Source organism: Hyphomonas sp. UBA4494 (assembly GCF_002388935.1).
GTDB lineage: Bacteria > Pseudomonadota > Alphaproteobacteria > Caulobacterales > Hyphomonadaceae > Hyphomonas.
Genome location: NZ_DGNK01000012.1, coordinates 138,083 through 154,748 on the forward strand (window position 1 = coordinate 138,083; position 16,666 = coordinate 154,748).

Sequence of the window (16,666 nt, forward strand, 5' to 3'; positions counted from 1 at the left end):
ACTATTTGGTCTTTTTCTTGGGCGCGGGCGGTGCCTTCTTGCCAAGCCCGATCTGTTTGGCGTGTTTTGAGCGCAGCTTTGCGTAGTTTGGCGCAACCATCGGGTAGTCGGATGGTAATCCCCATTTCGCGCGGTACTCTTCGGGCGTCATGTCGAATTTTGATCGAAGATATCGCTTCAGCATCTTGAGCTTCCGGCCATCCTCGAGACAGATCAGGAAGTCCGGTGTGATGGATTTCGCAATTGAAACTGCTGGTTCCTGAGTATCTGCTGCAGGCTCCGCGCCTTTCGATAGCCCGGAAACCGTCTCATAGATGTTCTTGATGAGCTGTGGCAGCGCATCTGCTTCGACCTGGTTGTTCGACACATATGACGAGACAATCTCGGCAGTCATGTCGAGCAGGTCAGATGACTCGTATTCACTCATGGCCCACCAAGACTCTGTCAGGTATTTGGATATTCAGCTGCACAATCGCGCCCCAACTAAACTGCTAAATACCATAGTTCTTCAAGTATTTGCACGACAATCCCGACACAATCTCTCAAATTGTGCACGCAGGGTGCGATATTGTGGGCCCAGCACGCACCGGCGGTTGCGGCGCGACCCGCCTGAGCGTAAATAGCGCAAGACCCAGCAGGAGATTCGCCCATGGCAGACACAGCCCAGCCCGCCCGGTTTGATACCACGGAATTTTTCAGCCAATCTCTAGAAGATCGTGATCCCGAGCTGTTCGATGCGATCCGGAAGGAACGTACCCGTCAGCAGCAGCAGATCGAGCTGATTGCGTCAGAGAATATTGTTTCCAGAGCCGTGCTGGAGGCTCAGGGAACGGTCCTGACGAACAAGTATGCGGAAGGCTATCCGGGCAAGCGATATTACGGTGGCTGCGAGTTTGTGGACATTGCGGAAGAGTTGGCGATTGAGCGGGCCAAGAAGCTGTTCAATTGCGGATTTGCCAATGTGCAGCCAAATTCCGGCAGCCAGGCTAATCAGGGTGTGTTCAATGCGGTGCTGAAGCCGGGCGATACGATCCTCGGCATGAGCCTGGACGCAGGTGGTCACCTGACCCACGGTGCAAAGCCAAACCAGTCCGGCAAATGGTTCAACGCCGTTCAGTATGGTGTAAGTCGGGAAGATGATCGCATTGACTTCGTGGAAGTGGAGCGCCTTGCCAAGGCGCACCGCCCGCAGCTGATCATCGCAGGTGGCTCTGCCTATCCTCGCGCGATCGACTTCAAGCGGTTCCGCGACATCGCCGATGAGGTCGGGGCGTTGTTCCTCGTGGACATGGCGCATTTTGCCGGTCTCGTCGCCGGCGGCGCGCATCCGAACCCGCTGGACCATGCACATATTGCGACGACAACCACGCACAAGACATTGCGTGGCCCGCGTGGCGGCATGATCCTGACCAATGACGAAGCGCTCGCGAAAAAGATCAACTCAGCCATCTTCCCCGGCATTCAGGGTGGACCGCTGATGCATGTCATCGCGGCCAAGGCGGTAGCCTTCGGAGAGGCGCTTCAGCCAGAATTCAGGAAGTATGCGGCTCAAGTTGTTGCAAATGCGCGCGCTATGGCTGCGGCTTGCAAATCCAGCGGGCTCGACGTTGTCTCAGGCGGTACGGATACGCACGTCGCATTGATCGATTTGCGCCCGAAGAATGTGACCGGTCGCGACGCTGAGCATGCGCTCGAGCGTGCCTTCATCACCTGTAACAAGAACGGCGTACCCTTCGACCCGCAAAAGCCGATGATCACCAGCGGTATTCGTGTGGGCTCGCCAGCCGGTACGACTCGCGGTTTCGGCGAGGATGAGTTCACGCAGATCGGTAATTGGATCGGCGAGATTGTCGACGCGGTTGCGTCCGGCGAAAGCACATCAGCAGAAGACAAGGTGCGCGAAGAGGTGAAAGGCCTGACGGCGCAATTCCCGATCTATAATGGATTGGGAGGCTGATAGACCTTGCGATGTCCGTTCTGCGGTTCCGAGAATACATCGGTGAAGGACAGCCGCTCGGCTGAAGACAACACGGCTGTTCGTCGCAGGCGTGTATGCGAGGCGTGCGGTGCGCGGTTCACGACGTTTGAACGTGTTCAGTTGCGCGAGATCATGGTGGTGAAGCGGGATGGCAAACGCGTGCCGTTTGACCGGGACCGTCTGACGCGCTCGATCACCATCGCCTTGCGGAAACGCCCCGTGGATCGTGAACAGATCGACCAGATGGTGTCCGGTATTGCGCGCAAGCTGGAAAGTGGTGGTGAAACCGAGGTGACGTCCAATGAAGTAGGCGAATTTGCCATGGAGGCGCTGCGGCAAGTCGATCCGGTCGGATATGTGCGGTTCGCAAGTGTCTACAAGGATTTCAGGGATCCGAACGATTTCGCTCAATTCATTGAGCAGACATCGCTGGAAGAAGAGAGCGATCCTGAATGAGCGGGGTGAAAGTCACCCTTAAGATCGCTACATCGCTGGATGCCCGCATAGCTTTGTCCGATGGGACGAGCCAGTGGATCACGACCAGCGAGTCACGCGCACGGGCACATGAGATGCGCGCCGCGCATGATGCGATTCTGGTCGGAGTGGGCACGGTTCTCGCCGATGATCCGTTGCTGACCGCGCGGACAGTTCCGCTCCCCAAAACCCAACCCATCCGGATCGTCGCAGATTCTCAAGGTCGCACACCGCGCAGTTCCAGACTGGTCCAGTCTGTTTCATCCGGACGCGTTGTTGTCGCAACCAATGGCCAGCCGCAGGATATCCTCGCAGCGAGCGGCGTGGATATCTGGCGCTGCGGGAAAGGCATTCGCGTGGACGTGAATGACCTCCTTCATCGCGCTGAGATCGAAGGAATTGCATCTCTCCTGATAGAAGGGGGCGGCACGCTGGCGGCCAGCTTCATTCGGGAAGGGCTTGTGGACGAAATTGCCTGGTTTCGCGCCCCCATCCTGATCGGAGGAGACGGCCTGCCAGCGCTCGCCGCCCTGGGACTCTCCAATCTGGGCGAAGCGTCACGTTGGCGCGCTATCGCTACGGAACGGATTGGGGTTGATGTCCTGGACACCTATGTAAGGGTCTGAATAAGAAACTGAGGGCAGGAAAATGTTTACAGGCCTCGTTACCGATGTCGGGACCGTCCGATCCGTGGAGGACCGCAATGGGCTTCGCCGGTTTGAGGTCGAAAGCCGTTACAAACTGGAAGATATCACCCTGGGCGCATCCATCATGCATTCGGGCGTATGCCTGACGGTCGTGGATATGGGGCAGGGCGAGCGCGGCGCGTGGTTCGCCACCGAAGCCGTGCCGGAAACACTTTCCAAGACGATTCTAGGTGACTGGACGGTTGGATCTCACGTCAATCTGGAACAGAGCCTGAAACTCGGCGACGAGTTGGGCGGCCATTTCGTGTTTGGCCATGTTGATGGCGTCGGTCAGGTAGTTTCCGTCGAACCGGAAGGTGAAAGCTATCGTTTGACCATACGGCCACCTGAACAGATCGCGCGCTACTTTGCGACCAAGGGGTCCGCGGCGGTAAATGGTGTGTCTCTGACCGTGGCTGAAGCCCTGCCGAATGGTGATTTCGAGTTGGCGATCATTCCCCATACCTGGGAGGTGACTACACTCAACCAGTTGCAGCCCGGTTCCAGCGTCAATCTTGAGATCGACATGCTGGCACGCTACGTGGCGCGGATGATCGGCGCGGATGCGCCGAAGGGATAAGGGCAGATATGAGCAGCGAATTTCATCAAGCAATCTCCTCGATTGACGAGATCATCGAAGATGCCCGCAATGGCCGGATGTATATCCTGGTCGACGCAGAGGACCGGGAGAATGAGGGCGACCTGATCATTCCGGCCAATTTTGCCACGCCGGAACATGTGAACTTCATGGCGCGTCACGGCCGGGGGCTGATTTGCCTGGCAATGGGCCAGGAGCGCGCGCATACGCTGAACCTCGACATGATGACCCGGAACAATCGGGAAAGCATGGGAACGGCCTTCACGGTCTCGATCGAAGCGAAAGACGGCGTCACGACGGGTATTTCGGCCCATGATCGTGCCCGGACAATCGCCGTCGCCATCGACCCGACCAAGGATCATGAGGACATCGTATCACCCGGACACGTCTTCCCGCTGATTGCGCGCGAAGGCGGCACACTCGTCCGCGCCGGGCATACAGAGGCGGCCGTCGACATTTCCCGCATGGCCGGCCTCTATCCGGCCGGTGTGATCTGCGAAATCATGAATGAAGACGGCACCATGTCCCGTCTTCCGGAACTGGTCGCGTTCGCCCAGCTGCACAATCTCAAAATCGGCACGATTGCCGACCTCATCGCCTGGCGCCGAAAGAATGACCGGTTCATGGAGCGCCGCGTCGAAGCGCCGCTCGATTCCGGTTACGGGGAAGGGTTCCGGACGGTCTGTTTCCGTAACGCGCTCGACAATTCGGAACATATCGCCATCGTTCACGGGGATATCACGCCGGACAGCACAACGCTGGTGCGGGTGCACCGGATGGACATCCTGTCGGACGTGCTGGGAGAAAACGGCCCAAGACACGGCCTGGTTGAGCGCGCGATGCGCGTGATTGCTGACGCTGAAGAACCGGGCGTGGTCGTGTTCGTGAACACGATGCGGCCGAACATCATTGCCGAACGGCTCGGCCTGAAGCCCTCAGTGGCCCCCGATCCGACCGCGCCTATTCGTGAATACGGTGTCGGTGCTCAAATTCTGCGGGATTTGGGCGTACGTCGCATGATCTACCTGTCCGGAACGCAGCCCACCCGCTTGGCAGGCCTTGACGGCTACGGCCTGACGATAGAGGGGTGGCGCAATCTTCATGAGGAGAACAACTGATGGCAGACCGCGTTCTTGTCGCCATTTCGAAATACTACAAGCACATCTCCGATGAGCTGGAAGCTGGCGCGCTGGAAGCTCTTGAAGCTGCTGGCGCGACTGTGACGGTCATGGAAGTGCCGGGCGCGTTCGAGCTGCCGGGCCTGATTGCCATGGCGGCCGACAGTGGCCGGTTTGACGGCGCTGTGGCACTGGGCTGCGTGATCCGGGGCGAAACCAGCCATTACGACTATGTCTGTGGTGAAAGCGCCCGCGGTCTGATGGATCTGATCGTGCAGCGTCGTCAGGCGATTGGCTATGGCATCCTGACTGTCGAGAATGAAGAGCAGGCGCTCGCCCGCGCTGACCGCAAGCGCGGCAATAAGGGCAAGGATGCCGCAGACGCCTGTTTGGCCATGATCAAATTCCGCAAGGAACTCATTCGGTGAACGACCAGAATATACCCTTCGAGGTTACACGGGCGAGGCGGGCGGGAGCGCGCCTCGCAGCCGTTCAGGCGCTTTATGAAATGGAGCAGACCGGCAAGTCGGCCCGCGCGACCATTCGCGCCTTCATGGGAGACCGGCTCGGCATTGGTCCGAACGAAGAACCGATCGAGGAAGCCGATCCCGATATTTTCAAATCTATCGTGAACGCGGTCGTTGATCATCAGGCAGCCATCGACAAGGCGATCCTTGGGAGGCTGGCAAACGGATGGAAGCTGACCCGGCTCGATGCAACCATGCGCGCGCTTTTACGCGCGGGGTCCGCTGAATTCATCGCGCACCAACATTTGTCGAACGCCATCATCCTGGATGAGTACGTGTCTCTGGCGCATGATTTCTTCGACGAGCAGGAAGCGAAATTTGCCAATGCCGTGCTGGATAATCTGGCCAAGGACCTGCGCAAATAGCCGGACAGGCGGATGCCATCCGGTTTGTGCAGGGATCGGTCCTTGCGGATGGGAGCAGGGCTCCGCTGTCACGAGGACGATTAGTCAAATTACTGGATAGTAGGTGCCCCCATGCATTGGGGCCCGTCCCATCCGCGCAGTGAAATTCAACTGGTTGCCAGACCAGACTGCTGGATTTCACCAGACCTAGCTGCGGAAGAAGACGAAAACCCCGCAGCCAGGCCAAGATAGACGGCTTCACCCGGCGGTCGGATTGGTGACGCGCCATCGCCCGGCTCGGTTGGGATCACCCTGCGGACAGGCAGCCATCAGCCCTCAGGCTCAGTTACGCTGTTACCCCAGGCGCGGATCTCTTCGACATATAGTTCGGGCTCTTCCATCGCTGCGAAATGACCGCCGCGCGGCAAATCCGTCCAACGGGTGAGGTTGTAGGCTCTCTCGAACCAGCTCCGCGGCGCGGGTTTGTAGACGGGCTCGCCGGGGAAGTTCGCGAACGCCGTCGACGTTTCACACCGGACGCCTTCTGGCAGGGCATTGCCACCTTCCTGCGCAAAGCCATTGTAGAACCAGACGCTGGTGGCCATGGCATCATTGACCAGATAGATCATCACATTGGTGAGCAGCTGGTCTTTTGAGTAGGTATCCAAAAGTCCGCCGTCGGACAGGTCTGACCAGCCATTGAATTTCTCGATGATCCACGCTGCAGTGCCGACCGGGGAATCCATTAGCGCCATCGCCAGCGTCTGGGGCTTGGTCATCTGCTGCATCAGATAGGCGCCTTCGCGCTGCATGGCGCCCTGCGACGCGGCCAGCCATTCGCCTTCGGCCTCGGTCTGCGGCGTGGCGGGTGTCGGGCGGAAGCCGACCATGTTCAGATGGATCGCGCGGCAACCGCCCTTGCCATCGACTGTGCCATGATTGAAGCCGAGCCAGGAGGTCACCATACTGCCCCAGTCGCCGCCCTGAGCGAGATAGGTGTCATATTTCAGTATGTCGCGCATCAGAGTGTCCCAAAGCGCGGCCGTGCCTCGGGGTCCGATCGGGGATTTTGGCCGCCCTGAAAATCCGTAACCGGGCAGGGAAGGGATGATCAGGTCAAAAGCATCTTCGGCCTTGCCGCCATAGCGGGATGGAAAGGCCAGGGGCGCGATCGCTTCCCAAAATTCAAAAACTGAACCCGGCCACCCATGTGTGATGAGCAGGGGGCGCCGCCCGCCAGCTTCGCCCACGACATGGACAAAGTGAATCATCTGACCATCAATCTCGATTTTGTAGCTGGGATACTTGTTCAGGATCTCTTCTGATTTGCGCCAATCATAGCCTGCAATCCAATAGCGCTGGATGTCTTTCATCACCGGTGTGGACATGCCGTAGGCAAAGCCTTCTTCATTGGCCGGGGCTGGAAACCAGTCATAGGCTTTCACCCGCGCCATGATGGCGTCGAGCTTTTCCTGGGGAATGTCGATGCGGAAGGGCTGAGCGGTCGGCATGTTTGTCTCCTCGCTAGGGTGTCATCCAGCTAGCGGACATGCCGTGGGGCGAAGCAAGTTAAATCGAGAAACTGGTTCCGCAGCCGCAAGCCGCCGTAGCATTCGGGTTGCTGATCTTGAAGGCAGCACCAATCAGTTCGGTCGTGAAATCGATCTGTGAGCCCTTCAGGAATTCGAGGCTCATTTCGTCGATCAACACTCTTGCGCCATCGCGTTCCAGGACGATATCGTCTTCCTTGGCCGCTTGGTCGAAGTCGAACTTGTAGGAAAAGCCCGAACATCCCCCGCCTTCGACGGAGACGCGCAGAAAATCAACGCCGTCCTGTTTGGCCAGAATCGCATTAATCCGCTTGGCAGCCGAGGCTGTAAGGGTCACATCGGGGGCAGTTGTCGTGCTCATGACCTCAACATAGGGATTCCCGAGCCAATGGAAAAGAGATCAGTGTATGCCACCCGACACGAAGATAGCCGCGGCCGGTATTTCCCGGAGGCGCCATCGGCGACTCGAACGCCTTTCCAGCGTGATCGAGACCGGATTATCCACTCGACCGCCTTCCGGCGATTGAAGCAGAAGACGCAGGTATTTGTTGCACATGAGGGCGATCATTTTCGTACGCGTCTGACGCATTCCCTTGAGGTCGCGCAAATAGCGCGCAGCATTGCGAGGACGCTCGGGCTTGATGAAGACCTCGCCGAAGCGCTGGCGCTGGCCCACGATATGGGCCACCCGCCCTTCGGTCATGCGGGCGAGGACCAGTTGGACGCGTGCATGGCGGACTATGAAGGGTTTGACCACAACGCCCAGACCCTGCGCATTGTGACCAAACTGGAGGTCCGATACCCCAATTTCGAGGGCCTGAACCTGACTTGGGAACTGCTGGAGGGCCTCGTGAAGCACAATGGCCCGATGGTGACGCGCGATACACCGATGGAATCACTGCCGGCCGCTTTTCGGGAATATGCGAACTTCATGGATCTGGAACCGCACCAATTTGCAGGTCCGGAAGCGCAGGTGGCAGCGCTGTCAGACGACATCGCCTACAATAATCATGATATTGATGATGGTATTGCAGCCGGCCTGTTCACAATTGACGATCTGATGAATTTGCCGATCGTCGGAGACGAGTTCCGCGCGGTGAAGTTGGAATATGCGCATCTCAGCGACCGGATGGTCTCCTATGAGGCGGTTCGTCGCCTGATCGGCCTGTGGGTCAACGACCTGACCGCCGAGACCGGGCGGCGCGCAAAGCAGTACGCGCCACAGAGCGCAGCGGAAGTGCGCGCCATGGACGTGCCACTGGTTGCGTTTTCCGAAGAGTTGGAAAGCCGTCAGCGGGCGCTGCGCGCCTTTCTGTATGAGCGGATGTACAAACACTACACAGTCAACCGCATGCGCAGCAAAGCCAAACGCATGCTCGCCGAGCTGTTTCAAATATTCCTGAGTGAGCCCGACACACTGCCGAGCCCGTGGCGGCAAGATGCGTCACAGGCTAACGAAGCGCGCCGCGCGCGCATTGTTTGTGATTATATTGCCGGGATGACGGATTCCTACGCAATCGAGGAACATCGACGGCTCTATCATCCGGATGTCCTGCGCTAGCCGTACTGTCATCACATTTACAGGTTTTAAAGCGTTGCACGGGCCGGGGCCGGTGAAAGCTCTTGAATATTCAAGTGTCGTTAACGAAACACGCCGTAATCTTAACTCTGTGAACCTAATCTGAGGATGATTCCATGGGGCGATATCGGGACGACGAGCGGGATTATTCCCCGTTCGAAGACGATTACCGCGGATTTGATGTTCGCGAGGACGATTCCACGCGCGGACCGCTCATCCTGGCGCTTGCCGTGGGGGTCTTGCTCGTCTTCGGCGCAGTTGTTTGGAACACATATCGTCAGGGAGTTCGGGACAACGGTGCCGGTATCCCCAGCGTCATCGCCGATAAAGAGCCCTACAAGCGTGCGCCTGAAGATCGTGAAGGTGTTGCAGTCCCAGACACTGACAAGCGCTTCTACGATCAGATGGATGACTCCGAGCGTATAGTGGAGCCGGGCACCGACTTCGCTGCAAATGACACTGAAGGTGGTGATGCGCTGCAAGGCGGCCCCCCAATTGAGCTCAGGCCAGGCCGGGAAGGCATCGAGCCTGATGATGCGCAAGTACGCGCACTGGCTGACCTGGAGGCGATGCCAGAGGATGAGGAAGAGACACTGCGTGTCGTGCCAACGAATCCGGTGGTGCAGGCGCCTGCTCCCGCGCCGCGGAAGGCGCCGGCCGCCAGCGAAGCGTCCTCACAGTTTGCCTTTACCGATGATGGTATTTACCTCGTCCAGTTGGCAGCTTTCCGCTCACAAGACGCCGCTGAAACCGCCTGGGCGAAAATGAACAGTACAAAGCCCGGCCTCTACCGGAGTGCACGGAAGCGTATCCAACGAGCCGATCTTGGGGCCAAGGGTGTATTCTATCGGTTGCGCGTCGGCAGCTTTGCGGAACGGTCTGAAGCATCGAAATTCTGTGATGCGGTGAAGGCCGGCGGTGACAATTGCATTGTGGTGACAGGATAGTGATCAGGGCTTGCATCCTCAGCGTTTCGGGGCCTGTGCTCACGAAGGAGGAAGCGGCACTGTTCGCCGCCGAGCAGCCCTGGGGGGTCATCCTGATGGGCCGCTCCTGCGTATCGCGGACCCAAGTCCGAAGCCTCGTCGATGACATCTGGAACGCGATGAATCGGCCGTGCCTGATCTTTATCGATCAGGAGGGTGGACGTGTGGCAAGGTTGAAGGCGCCTGAATGGCCTCTTTTTCCGCGTGGTCAGGACTATGCCGATATTTATGCCAATGATCGTGAGCGGGGTCTTTCCGCTGCCTGGCTTGGCCACAGGCTCATCGCAGCAGAACTCGCTGCCCTGTCGATTCATGCAGATTGTGCGCCTGTCGTCGATCTGCCGGTTCCGGGCGCACATGACGTAATTGGCGACAGGGCTTTTGGCACTGATCCCGAAACGGTCGCAAGTCTCGCGGGCGCGGCTCTGAAAGGGCTCGCGTCCGGCGGTGTTGCCGGCGTGATCAAACATATTCCGGGTCATGGGCGCTCCATGTCCGATAGCCATCTGGAGCTGCCGCGCGTAGCGGCGAGCGAAGCGGAACTGGCGAAAGATTTTGATGCCTTTGCCCGTCTCGCCGATGCGCCAATGGCGATGACAGCGCACATTTCCTATGATGCATTTGACGCCAATGTCCCCGCCACTCTGTCAAAAATCATGATTCAAGACGTGATCCGCGCGCGAATCGGGTTTGATGGCTTGCTGATGACGGATGATCTCGGGATGCAGGCGCTGGGTGATAGCCTGGGCGAGCGGGGCGAAGCGGCGATTGCTGCGGGCTGTGACGTGCTGTTGCACTGTTCCGGCTTTCTTTCTGATCCACTTGCGATCCATTCAGAAATGGCTGAAGTCGCAGCTGTTTCGCCAGAGCTGACGGGACGGCCACTGGAGCGGGCACTGCGTGCTGAAGCACTCTCGACCCATCAGGAGGAGTTCGACCTCGTGGAGGGCTGGCAGACATTCCGGTCATATTTTCCTCATTTGGCAGGGGCGGCATGAACTCCGAAATGATCTCGATTGATGCGCTGTCTGCAGACGCGCAGGAGGCCGAAGCCGGCGATCTCTTTACGGTCGATGTTGGCGGTTATGAAGGCCCGCTTCATTTGTTACTGGAGCTTGCCCGCCGGCAGAAGGTCGACCTGCTGCATCTGTCGATCCTGTCGCTGGCAGAACAATACCTCGACTTCATCGAAGAGGCGAAGTCTCAGCGCATCGATCTGGCAGCCGACTATCTTCTGATGGCATCTTGGCTCGCCTTCATGAAATCGCGCCTTTTGTTGCCGAAGCCGGAAAAGGCCGCGGAAGACGAACCAACTGGCGAAGAAATGGCAGCGCGGCTGGCCTTTCGCCTGAAGCGGCTTGATGCCATGCGCGGGGCCGTCGAAGAACTCGAAGCGGGGCCTATTCTCGACAATGTGGTCTTCCTGCGCGGCGCGCCGGTACAGCCCAAAGTCGTCAAGCACACTGAATACAAAGCGTCGCTGTACGAGCTGACACAAGCCTTCGGGACGATTCGCGATCGCCGCGAAAAGGAACGCCCGCACACGATTGAGCAACAGCTTGTTTTGCCGCTGGAACTGGCGCGAACAACACTGCGCGCACTCAGGCAACAGTTGGAGCAGTGGTCTTCGCTGGACGAGATCCGCTCAACCATGACAGACGTGGACCCGGAATTGCCGCCTCGGTCTGTCACCGCAAGTGTCTTCTCGGCTGCATTGGAACTCGCCCGCGATGGCGAAGTCGATGTGCGCCAGGACGAGCACTTTGCGCCACTTTACCTGCGCAATGCGGGTATCAGACCGGAAGGGGGCAGAGATGCAACCGCTTGAGAAGTACTTGATGACTGACGACACTCCCGAAACAGAACGCGACGCGGTTGCGCAGTTGGCGTTTGCCTATCGTCGTTCCGAAGAGGCCCTGACTGAAGGCGCCAGCGAAGCGCTGGTCGAGGGTATCCGCCGTGCTGAAGCCATCCTGTTTGCCGCTGGCGAGCCGCTGAGCGCCGAGCAGATTGCCGAGACTTTGCCGCATGGTGTCGAAGCGGCCGAAGTGTTGATGGCGCTCCGGGCACAATATGTGAACCGTGGGGTCAATCTGGTCGAAGTCGCGGGCAAATGGCGCTTCCAGACGGCTTCCGATCTTTCATATTTGTTTGTGGAGGAGCGTCAGGTTCAGAAAAAACTGGGCCAGGCGACGCTCGAGACGCTGGCGATTATTGCCTATGGCCAGCCGGTCACGCGAGCTGAAGTTGAGGCAGTGCGCGGCGTTGCGGTGTCAAAGACAACAATCGATACATTGCTGGAAACCGGCTGGGTGAAGATCAAGGGCCGCCGCAAAACCCCGGGTCAACCAATCACCTATGGCACGACCGATGCCTTCATGGAGCATTTCGGGCTGGAAAGCCTCGACACATTGCCGGGCAAAGCCGATCTCGAAGCCGAGGGGCTATTGTCGGATGTTATTCCGGACGGTTTCCAGATGCCGGACGAGGAAGCCCTGAACGGCCAAGAAGCGCCAGAGGTGGAGTCCCCTGAGATCGCGGAGACAGAATCTTTCGTCACAGACTTCATGGAAGAAGGCGATGACGAGGATTCAGAGACCGATGAGGGTGTCAGGCTGGAAATGGCTTCGTCAGACAATGGCATTGATGCTCAGGCCGATCTCGATAGCGAAGATGATGCTTCCGTCAGTGTGTTCTCCTATACGCGCGCACCGGAACGTGCGCAGTCTGATGTTGATGAGTTCGACAGCGGTGATGTGAAAGCGGCCGTGATTCAGCTGGCAAAGCAGCCGCGCGTGCCGGAACAGCCCATGGATGCATGGGATGATGACGAATAGATAGTGCTTGGGTGCGGATGATGCCTGTCGCTCTCCTTCAACGCTTCACGTCGAAGGAAGCGATCTGGCTTTACGCTCTGTTCGCGGTACTGATCTTGCCTGCGGTGCTGAACGGATTCCCGCTGGTGATGTCTGACTCCATTGCCTATTCAGGGAAGGGGGCAAACTGGTTCAGGGGCAAGTTTCCGGCCCTGCTTCTGACGCTGCCTTACAAACTGGTTGGGTATTGGGCGATGCCAATCCTCAATAGCGCAATGGCTGCGGGCGCATGGATTCTGTTGTTCCGCGTTTATGATATTCGCCCCAGCCGCATAGTGTTGTGTATACTGATTGTGCTCAGCCTGCAGCCGATCTATACGAGCGCAGTCCTGGTCGATGCGTGGTTCTTTCCAGCTATCGTACTGCTCCTGTCTGCACGTAAGCTTCCAGAAATATATGTGGGAATTTTAGCTGGCCTGCTTTTGTCAGGTCACGGATCAGGACAGATTTTTGCTCTTGTTTTCGCTGTGCTGGCGGCGGTGCTTTTCCGTTCGAGGCGGCAAGTCGTGGCTGGCATGGTTGCCGCGGTCATCGCATTTGGTACGAACGTGCTGCTTGATGCCATGATCATGCCTGAGACGCCTCGACTTTCGAAAACGTTTCCCGCCGCCCGTGTATTCTCGGTCCAGCCGGAATTGCTGCAGAGGGAAGCAGACCGGTCCGGAAACCTGGTTCTGTCTAAAGCGGCTAACGAAGTGGTTAGAATAAAAACCTATCCAGAGAACAAAGGTCGGCGTGATCTGTTCTGGGATGTCTGGAAGACCTCAGAGGGCGAATTCGACTTGGCCAAGTTTGAGGAGCACCATTCGCTTCCCATACTCAAGGATGCATTCATGTTTGAGCCTGTACCCTTGGCCCGTACCATCTTTTTGGATTTTCTGAGCTATTATGGGCCAGCAACCCAATTCGATTTCCAACCTGTCTTGTCAGAGCCTTTTCCGGAACGCTTCTACGCCTCACATCAGGCGAAAGGATTTTTCGCCGCGGTGCCGGTGGAGTTGGCCGCGACGATCTTGAGGTATGGGTGCTATCTTGCATTTGCCGCCGCACTATTCTTCGGTTGGAGACGGACTGGTGCAGATATTCGTAGAACCATCATAGGTATTGGATTGATCGCCATCGCCAATGACGCGCTGTTTGCCCTTCTGTCGGGTCCACCCGACCGGTATCATCATCGAATACTGCCATTACTTGCGATCGGGACCGTCTTTCTGATTTCGGGCAGGGTCAAGCAGCCGGTCGAGGCGCCAGCCTGAAGCGGCGCTCATGCTGAAACTGACCGATAATGTCGTCCTCGGACGTTCCCCAACCCATATTATGAATGACCAGAGGGCGTCCCGTCCGTGTGGTTTTGTCAGAAACAATTCCGATATGAGGAAGGCTTTCCTTGTATCGCATCGTATAGAGATCGCCTGCCTTCCAGCCTGTATCGTCTGGCGGCGTTGACAGGGCGAGGCCGTGGCGTTCGATATATTTTTCCAGATTTGGTACGCGACGATGGTCGATATTGCGGTCAGGGCGGGTCAGGCCCCAGATTGTCGGATACTTGCTGAAAGCGGTGGTCATGTCTTCATGAACAAGTTGCTGTAAGTCCATTGCGAACGCATCGCGATAGGCCCTCACAATCACATCGGTGCACACGCCCCGCGATCTTTCCACATCTCCCATCGGATAGGAGAGGTGGGCATAGGCCGGGTCATACATGCGTGTGATCCCGATCTGGGATCTCGCAGCAAATGCGAGGCGAGTCTGCCACGGAAGCGTTCTTTGCCCGAGGCGGATCGGCGCAAGCGGGACACTGAAACCTCCCAAGATGGCGGCACGACGTGTGAGCATGATCCCATTGCGCCATACCGATCCGGCAGGAATAGGGCCGAAATTAGAAGCCGTGCAGTTCTGCTATCTCTTCCAATGGTGCGCGCTCTGCCCGCAATGTGTTTACCGGATGGGATGGATCAGGCTTTCCGACCGCCATCGCGCACCAGACCATTTCGGTATCGGCCAGTTTGAAATGGTCTTTCAGGGCGGGGCGCAGCATGCCCCAGCATTCTTGCATGCACGTCCCCCAGCCACGCTCTTCCGCGAGCAGTGCCAGGGTTTGGAGGTACATGCCGGTGTGACCCCACTGACCATGTCCCATCCGCTCATCGATGACGATGAATGTCGCCACGGGGGCGTCAAAGAAACGGAAATTGTTGGCGAACCAGGCGATGCGCGCTGCGCGATCTTCTCGCGGAATGCCAAGCGTTTCGTACATCATCTCGCCCACTTTGCGGCGGCGCGCTTCGTGGGGCTCCCAGAGGTCTTTCGGATAAATTGGGCGATCTGTTGGCTGACCCTTTGGGTTTGCAGCCAGTACAGGCGCGGCCATGCTGATGACGGCATCCTTGGCGTCGCCAGTGACGACAATGGTTCGCCAAGGCTGTGTGTTGCCGCCGGAGGGCGCCCGCTGGGCCTGATTCAGCCACTCGCGGATATCGGCTTCAGAAAGTGCATCGGGCTTGAAGGCCCGGGTGGAGATACGTTGCGCGACTGCCTGTGATACGTCCATGAAAAAACCTCCCATCTGGTCTGATGGGAGGTTTATCGTCTTGGCGTGGCGTCAGCCAAAACTTATTTGCCGTGCAGGACCACTGGCATCCAGGTGTAGCCCTTCACGAAGCCGCCTGCAGAAAAGGATGGTTCGTCGAGCACTTCGATATGGCTGAAGCGTTCCATCAGTTCTTGCCACAGGATTTGAAGCTGCAGTTCTGCGAGACGGTTGCCGACGCAGCGATGGATACCAAAGCCGAACGAGATATGCCGACGCGCATCGGGACGGTCGATGATATAGTCGTTCGGACGGTCCCAGAAGCGTTCATCCCGGTTGCCTGAGACATACCACATGGCAACCTGGTCGCCCTTCTTGATGGTCTGGCCGTGCATCTCGACGTCTTCGAGCGCCGTGCGGCGCATGTGAGCCAGCGGCGTCTGCCAGCGGATCGTTTCGGAGACCATGTTCGGGATCAGCGACAGGTCTGCTTTCAGCTTGTCATATTCTGCTGGGAACTTGTTCAGCGCGTAGACCGAAGCGGTCATCGAGTTTCGGGTCGTGTCATTGCCGCCGACGATGAGCAGAATGACGTTCCCGAGCAATTCCATTGGCGTCATGTTGCGGGTCTTCTCACCATGCGCAAGCAGGCTGATCAGATCATTCTTCTGTGGCTGTGCGCCACGCTCCTGGAAGATCTGCATGAAAGTGGCGAGACATTCCATCATTTCGCGCTTCCACTGTTCTTCCCCGCCGGGGCAGATGTCCGGATTGTTCATGCCGGTCGCCATGTCGGACCAATGGGTCAGGTCGCGACGTTTTTCGAATGGATAGTCGAACAGCGTGGCCAGCATCATCGTGGTCAGCTCGATGGAGACGGTGTCGACCCAGTCGAACGGCTCACCAACCGGAAGGGAGTCGAGCAGGCCCTGGGTGCGCGAGCGGATCAGTGGCTCGAATTCCTTGAGCATGTTTGGGGCAACGGCTGGCTGGACCGTCTTGCGCTGTTCAGAGTGGCGCGGTTCATCCATTGCGATGAACATCGGCAGCTCAAAATCTTCCGGTGGGCTGCCCAGCGTGATGCCGCCATGTTCCCAGCTGGAAGAGAAGCGTTTGTGGTCGGTATCGACCGCCATGATGTCTTCATAGCGGGTGATCGACCAGAACGGGCCGACAAAGGAGTCAGCTGTGTAATGCACGGGGGCTTCATTGCGCAGTCGCTCGAAACGATCCCACATCGCCTGTTGCCGCCAGAGTTCCGGATCCTCGGGGTGCAGCTCCGCAAGAGGCAGCGAACTGGCAGGCGGTGCCTTTTCGCCAATTTCGAGATAGCCTTCGAAGAGCGGATCACGGTGAGTGATCTTTGGGCGCTCCAGGGCAGGGTGATCAAGCAGGTGAACCGTATCAGCAGCCATCAATT

19 protein-coding genes are annotated in these 16,666 nt (G+C 58.0%); 13 read left to right on the plus strand and 6 right to left on the minus strand.

The features are described 5' to 3' along the window. Position 1: 1 nt before the first annotated feature. Positions 2–427: a Ros/MucR family transcriptional regulator gene (locus tag B2P82_RS04800; RefSeq protein WP_290495521.1), complete on the minus strand. Its 426-nt coding sequence runs from the start codon at positions 425–427 to the stop codon at positions 2–4. Between the two features lie 222 nt (positions 428–649). On the opposite strand from B2P82_RS04800, the gene glyA reads away from it, so the two are divergent. From glyA to nusB, 7 genes are read left to right on the plus strand one after another with little or no spacing between them, the layout of a single operon-like run. Continuing rightward, on the plus strand, positions 650–1,957 hold the full coding sequence (gene glyA / locus B2P82_RS04805) for a serine hydroxymethyltransferase (protein ID WP_290495523.1): 1,308 nt from the start codon (positions 650–652) through the stop codon (positions 1,955–1,957). Positions 1,958–1,963: 6 nt separating this feature from the next. Then, complete coding sequence (gene nrdR, locus B2P82_RS04810) at positions 1,964–2,434, plus strand: transcriptional regulator NrdR (RefSeq protein ID WP_206990407.1); 471 nt, start codon at positions 1,964–1,966, stop codon at positions 2,432–2,434. Next, on the plus strand, positions 2,431–3,078 hold the full coding sequence (locus tag B2P82_RS04815; RefSeq protein ID WP_290495525.1) for a RibD family protein: 648 nt from the start codon (positions 2,431–2,433) through the stop codon (positions 3,076–3,078). Before nrdR ends, B2P82_RS04815 begins: the two co-directional genes overlap by 4 nt. A 22-nt stretch (positions 3,079–3,100) precedes the next feature. Then, complete coding sequence (locus B2P82_RS04820) at positions 3,101–3,718, plus strand: riboflavin synthase (RefSeq protein ID WP_206990409.1); 618 nt, start codon at positions 3,101–3,103, stop codon at positions 3,716–3,718. An 8-nt stretch (positions 3,719–3,726) separates the two neighbouring features. Continuing rightward, entirely contained in the window at positions 3,727–4,854 is a 1,128-nt protein-coding gene (gene ribB / locus B2P82_RS04825) for a 3,4-dihydroxy-2-butanone-4-phosphate synthase (protein ID WP_206990410.1), read from the plus strand. After that, positions 4,854–5,282, plus strand: coding sequence for a 6,7-dimethyl-8-ribityllumazine synthase (ribH, locus tag B2P82_RS04830; protein ID WP_206990411.1), 429 nt, complete (start codon positions 4,854–4,856; stop codon positions 5,280–5,282). The genes ribB and ribH overlap by 1 nt, the downstream gene beginning before the upstream one ends. Continuing rightward, entirely contained in the window at positions 5,279–5,746 is a 468-nt protein-coding gene (gene nusB / locus B2P82_RS04835; protein WP_290495528.1) for a transcription antitermination factor NusB, read from the plus strand. Before ribH ends, nusB begins: the two co-directional genes overlap by 4 nt. A gap of 308 nt (positions 5,747–6,054) precedes the next feature. Here nusB and B2P82_RS04840 read toward each other — a convergent pair whose 3' ends face one another. Both B2P82_RS04840 and erpA read right to left on the minus strand, forming a co-directional pair. Then, a complete protein-coding gene (locus tag B2P82_RS04840) occupies positions 6,055–7,236 on the minus strand; it encodes an epoxide hydrolase family protein (protein ID WP_290495529.1) in 1,182 nt (393 codons plus the stop codon). A gap of 58 nt (positions 7,237–7,294) precedes the next feature. Next, positions 7,295–7,636 (minus strand): iron-sulfur cluster insertion protein ErpA, encoded by a 342-nt coding sequence (gene erpA, locus B2P82_RS04845; protein WP_206990414.1) that lies wholly within the window; start codon positions 7,634–7,636, stop codon positions 7,295–7,297. Positions 7,637–7,663: 27 nt separating this feature from the next. Between erpA and B2P82_RS04850 the strand changes: the two genes are divergently transcribed. The 6 genes from B2P82_RS04850 (at position 7,664) to B2P82_RS04875 (ending at position 13,972) form a co-directional block, all read left to right on the plus strand. Then, the gene (locus B2P82_RS04850; protein ID WP_290495531.1) at positions 7,664–8,836 is read left to right on the plus strand and encodes a deoxyguanosinetriphosphate triphosphohydrolase; all 1,173 of its coding nucleotides are present in this window, start codon (positions 7,664–7,666) and stop codon (positions 8,834–8,836) included. A gap of 134 nt (positions 8,837–8,970) precedes the next feature. Beyond that, positions 8,971–9,801, plus strand: coding sequence for an SPOR domain-containing protein (locus B2P82_RS04855; RefSeq protein WP_290495533.1), 831 nt, complete (start codon positions 8,971–8,973; stop codon positions 9,799–9,801). Then, positions 9,798–10,838 carry a beta-N-acetylhexosaminidase gene (gene nagZ / locus B2P82_RS04860; RefSeq protein ID WP_414652011.1) on the plus strand — a complete coding sequence of 347 codons (1,041 nt, stop codon included), beginning with the start codon at positions 9,798–9,800 and terminating at the stop codon, positions 10,836–10,838. The genes B2P82_RS04855 and nagZ overlap by 4 nt, the downstream gene beginning before the upstream one ends. Then, the gene (locus B2P82_RS04865; RefSeq protein WP_206990416.1) at positions 10,835–11,668 is read left to right on the plus strand and encodes a segregation and condensation protein A; all 834 of its coding nucleotides are present in this window, start codon (positions 10,835–10,837) and stop codon (positions 11,666–11,668) included. Before nagZ ends, B2P82_RS04865 begins: the two co-directional genes overlap by 4 nt. Before the next feature lie 10 nt (positions 11,669–11,678). After that, positions 11,679–12,677, plus strand: a complete 999-nt coding sequence (gene scpB / locus B2P82_RS04870) for an SMC-Scp complex subunit ScpB (RefSeq protein ID WP_290495537.1) — start codon at positions 11,679–11,681, stop codon at positions 12,675–12,677. Between the two features lie 254 nt (positions 12,678–12,931). After that, positions 12,932–13,972, plus strand: a complete 1,041-nt coding sequence (locus B2P82_RS04875) for a hypothetical protein (RefSeq protein ID WP_290495539.1) — start codon at positions 12,932–12,934, stop codon at positions 13,970–13,972. Here the strand turns inward: B2P82_RS04875 and B2P82_RS04880 are convergent. The 3 genes from B2P82_RS04880 to B2P82_RS04890 form a co-directional block, all read right to left on the minus strand. Further along, a complete protein-coding gene (locus tag B2P82_RS04880) occupies positions 13,944–14,552 on the minus strand; it encodes a DUF1287 domain-containing protein (protein ID WP_290495541.1) in 609 nt (202 codons plus the stop codon). The genes B2P82_RS04875 and B2P82_RS04880 overlap by 29 nt on opposite strands. Positions 14,553–14,595: 43 nt before the next feature. Then, positions 14,596–15,267 carry a nitroreductase gene (locus B2P82_RS04885; RefSeq protein WP_290495543.1) on the minus strand — a complete coding sequence of 224 codons (672 nt, stop codon included), beginning with the start codon at positions 15,265–15,267 and terminating at the stop codon, positions 14,596–14,598. A gap of 62 nt (positions 15,268–15,329) precedes the next feature. Next, the gene (locus B2P82_RS04890; protein ID WP_290478849.1) at positions 15,330–16,661 is read right to left on the minus strand and encodes a cytochrome P450; all 1,332 of its coding nucleotides are present in this window, start codon (positions 16,659–16,661) and stop codon (positions 15,330–15,332) included. Between the last annotated feature and the right edge of the window lie 5 nt (positions 16,662–16,666).

Coding starts and splice junctions, on each gene's coding strand:
- B2P82_RS04800 (WP_290495521.1), bottom strand. CDS start 427: ATGAGTGAATACGAGTCATCTGACCTGCTCGACATGACTGCCGAGATT.
- glyA (WP_290495523.1), top strand. CDS start 650: ATGGCAGACACAGCCCAGCCCGCCCGGTTTGATACCACGGAATTTTTC.
- B2P82_RS04815 (WP_290495525.1), top strand. CDS start 2,431: ATGAGCGGGGTGAAAGTCACCCTTAAGATCGCTACATCGCTGGATGCC.
- B2P82_RS04820 (WP_206990409.1), top strand. CDS start 3,101: ATGTTTACAGGCCTCGTTACCGATGTCGGGACCGTCCGATCCGTGGAG.
- ribB (WP_206990410.1), top strand. CDS start 3,727: ATGAGCAGCGAATTTCATCAAGCAATCTCCTCGATTGACGAGATCATC.
- ribH (WP_206990411.1), top strand. CDS start 4,854: ATGGCAGACCGCGTTCTTGTCGCCATTTCGAAATACTACAAGCACATC.
- B2P82_RS04840 (WP_290495529.1), bottom strand. CDS start 7,236: ATGCCGACCGCTCAGCCCTTCCGCATCGACATTCCCCAGGAAAAGCTC.
- erpA (WP_206990414.1), bottom strand. CDS start 7,636: ATGAGCACGACAACTGCCCCCGATGTGACCCTTACAGCCTCGGCTGCC.
- B2P82_RS04850 (WP_290495531.1), top strand. CDS start 7,664: ATGGAAAAGAGATCAGTGTATGCCACCCGACACGAAGATAGCCGCGGC.
- B2P82_RS04855 (WP_290495533.1), top strand. CDS start 8,971: ATGGGGCGATATCGGGACGACGAGCGGGATTATTCCCCGTTCGAAGAC.
- B2P82_RS04865 (WP_206990416.1), top strand. CDS start 10,835: ATGAACTCCGAAATGATCTCGATTGATGCGCTGTCTGCAGACGCGCAG.
- scpB (WP_290495537.1), top strand. CDS start 11,679: ATGACTGACGACACTCCCGAAACAGAACGCGACGCGGTTGCGCAGTTG.
- B2P82_RS04875 (WP_290495539.1), top strand. CDS start 12,932: ATGGCTGCGGGCGCATGGATTCTGTTGTTCCGCGTTTATGATATTCGC.
- B2P82_RS04880 (WP_290495541.1), bottom strand. CDS start 14,552: ATGCTCACACGTCGTGCCGCCATCTTGGGAGGTTTCAGTGTCCCGCTT.
- B2P82_RS04885 (WP_290495543.1), bottom strand. CDS start 15,267: ATGGACGTATCACAGGCAGTCGCGCAACGTATCTCCACCCGGGCCTTC.
- B2P82_RS04890 (WP_290478849.1), bottom strand. CDS start 16,661: ATGGCTGCTGATACGGTTCACCTGCTTGATCACCCTGCCCTGGAGCGC.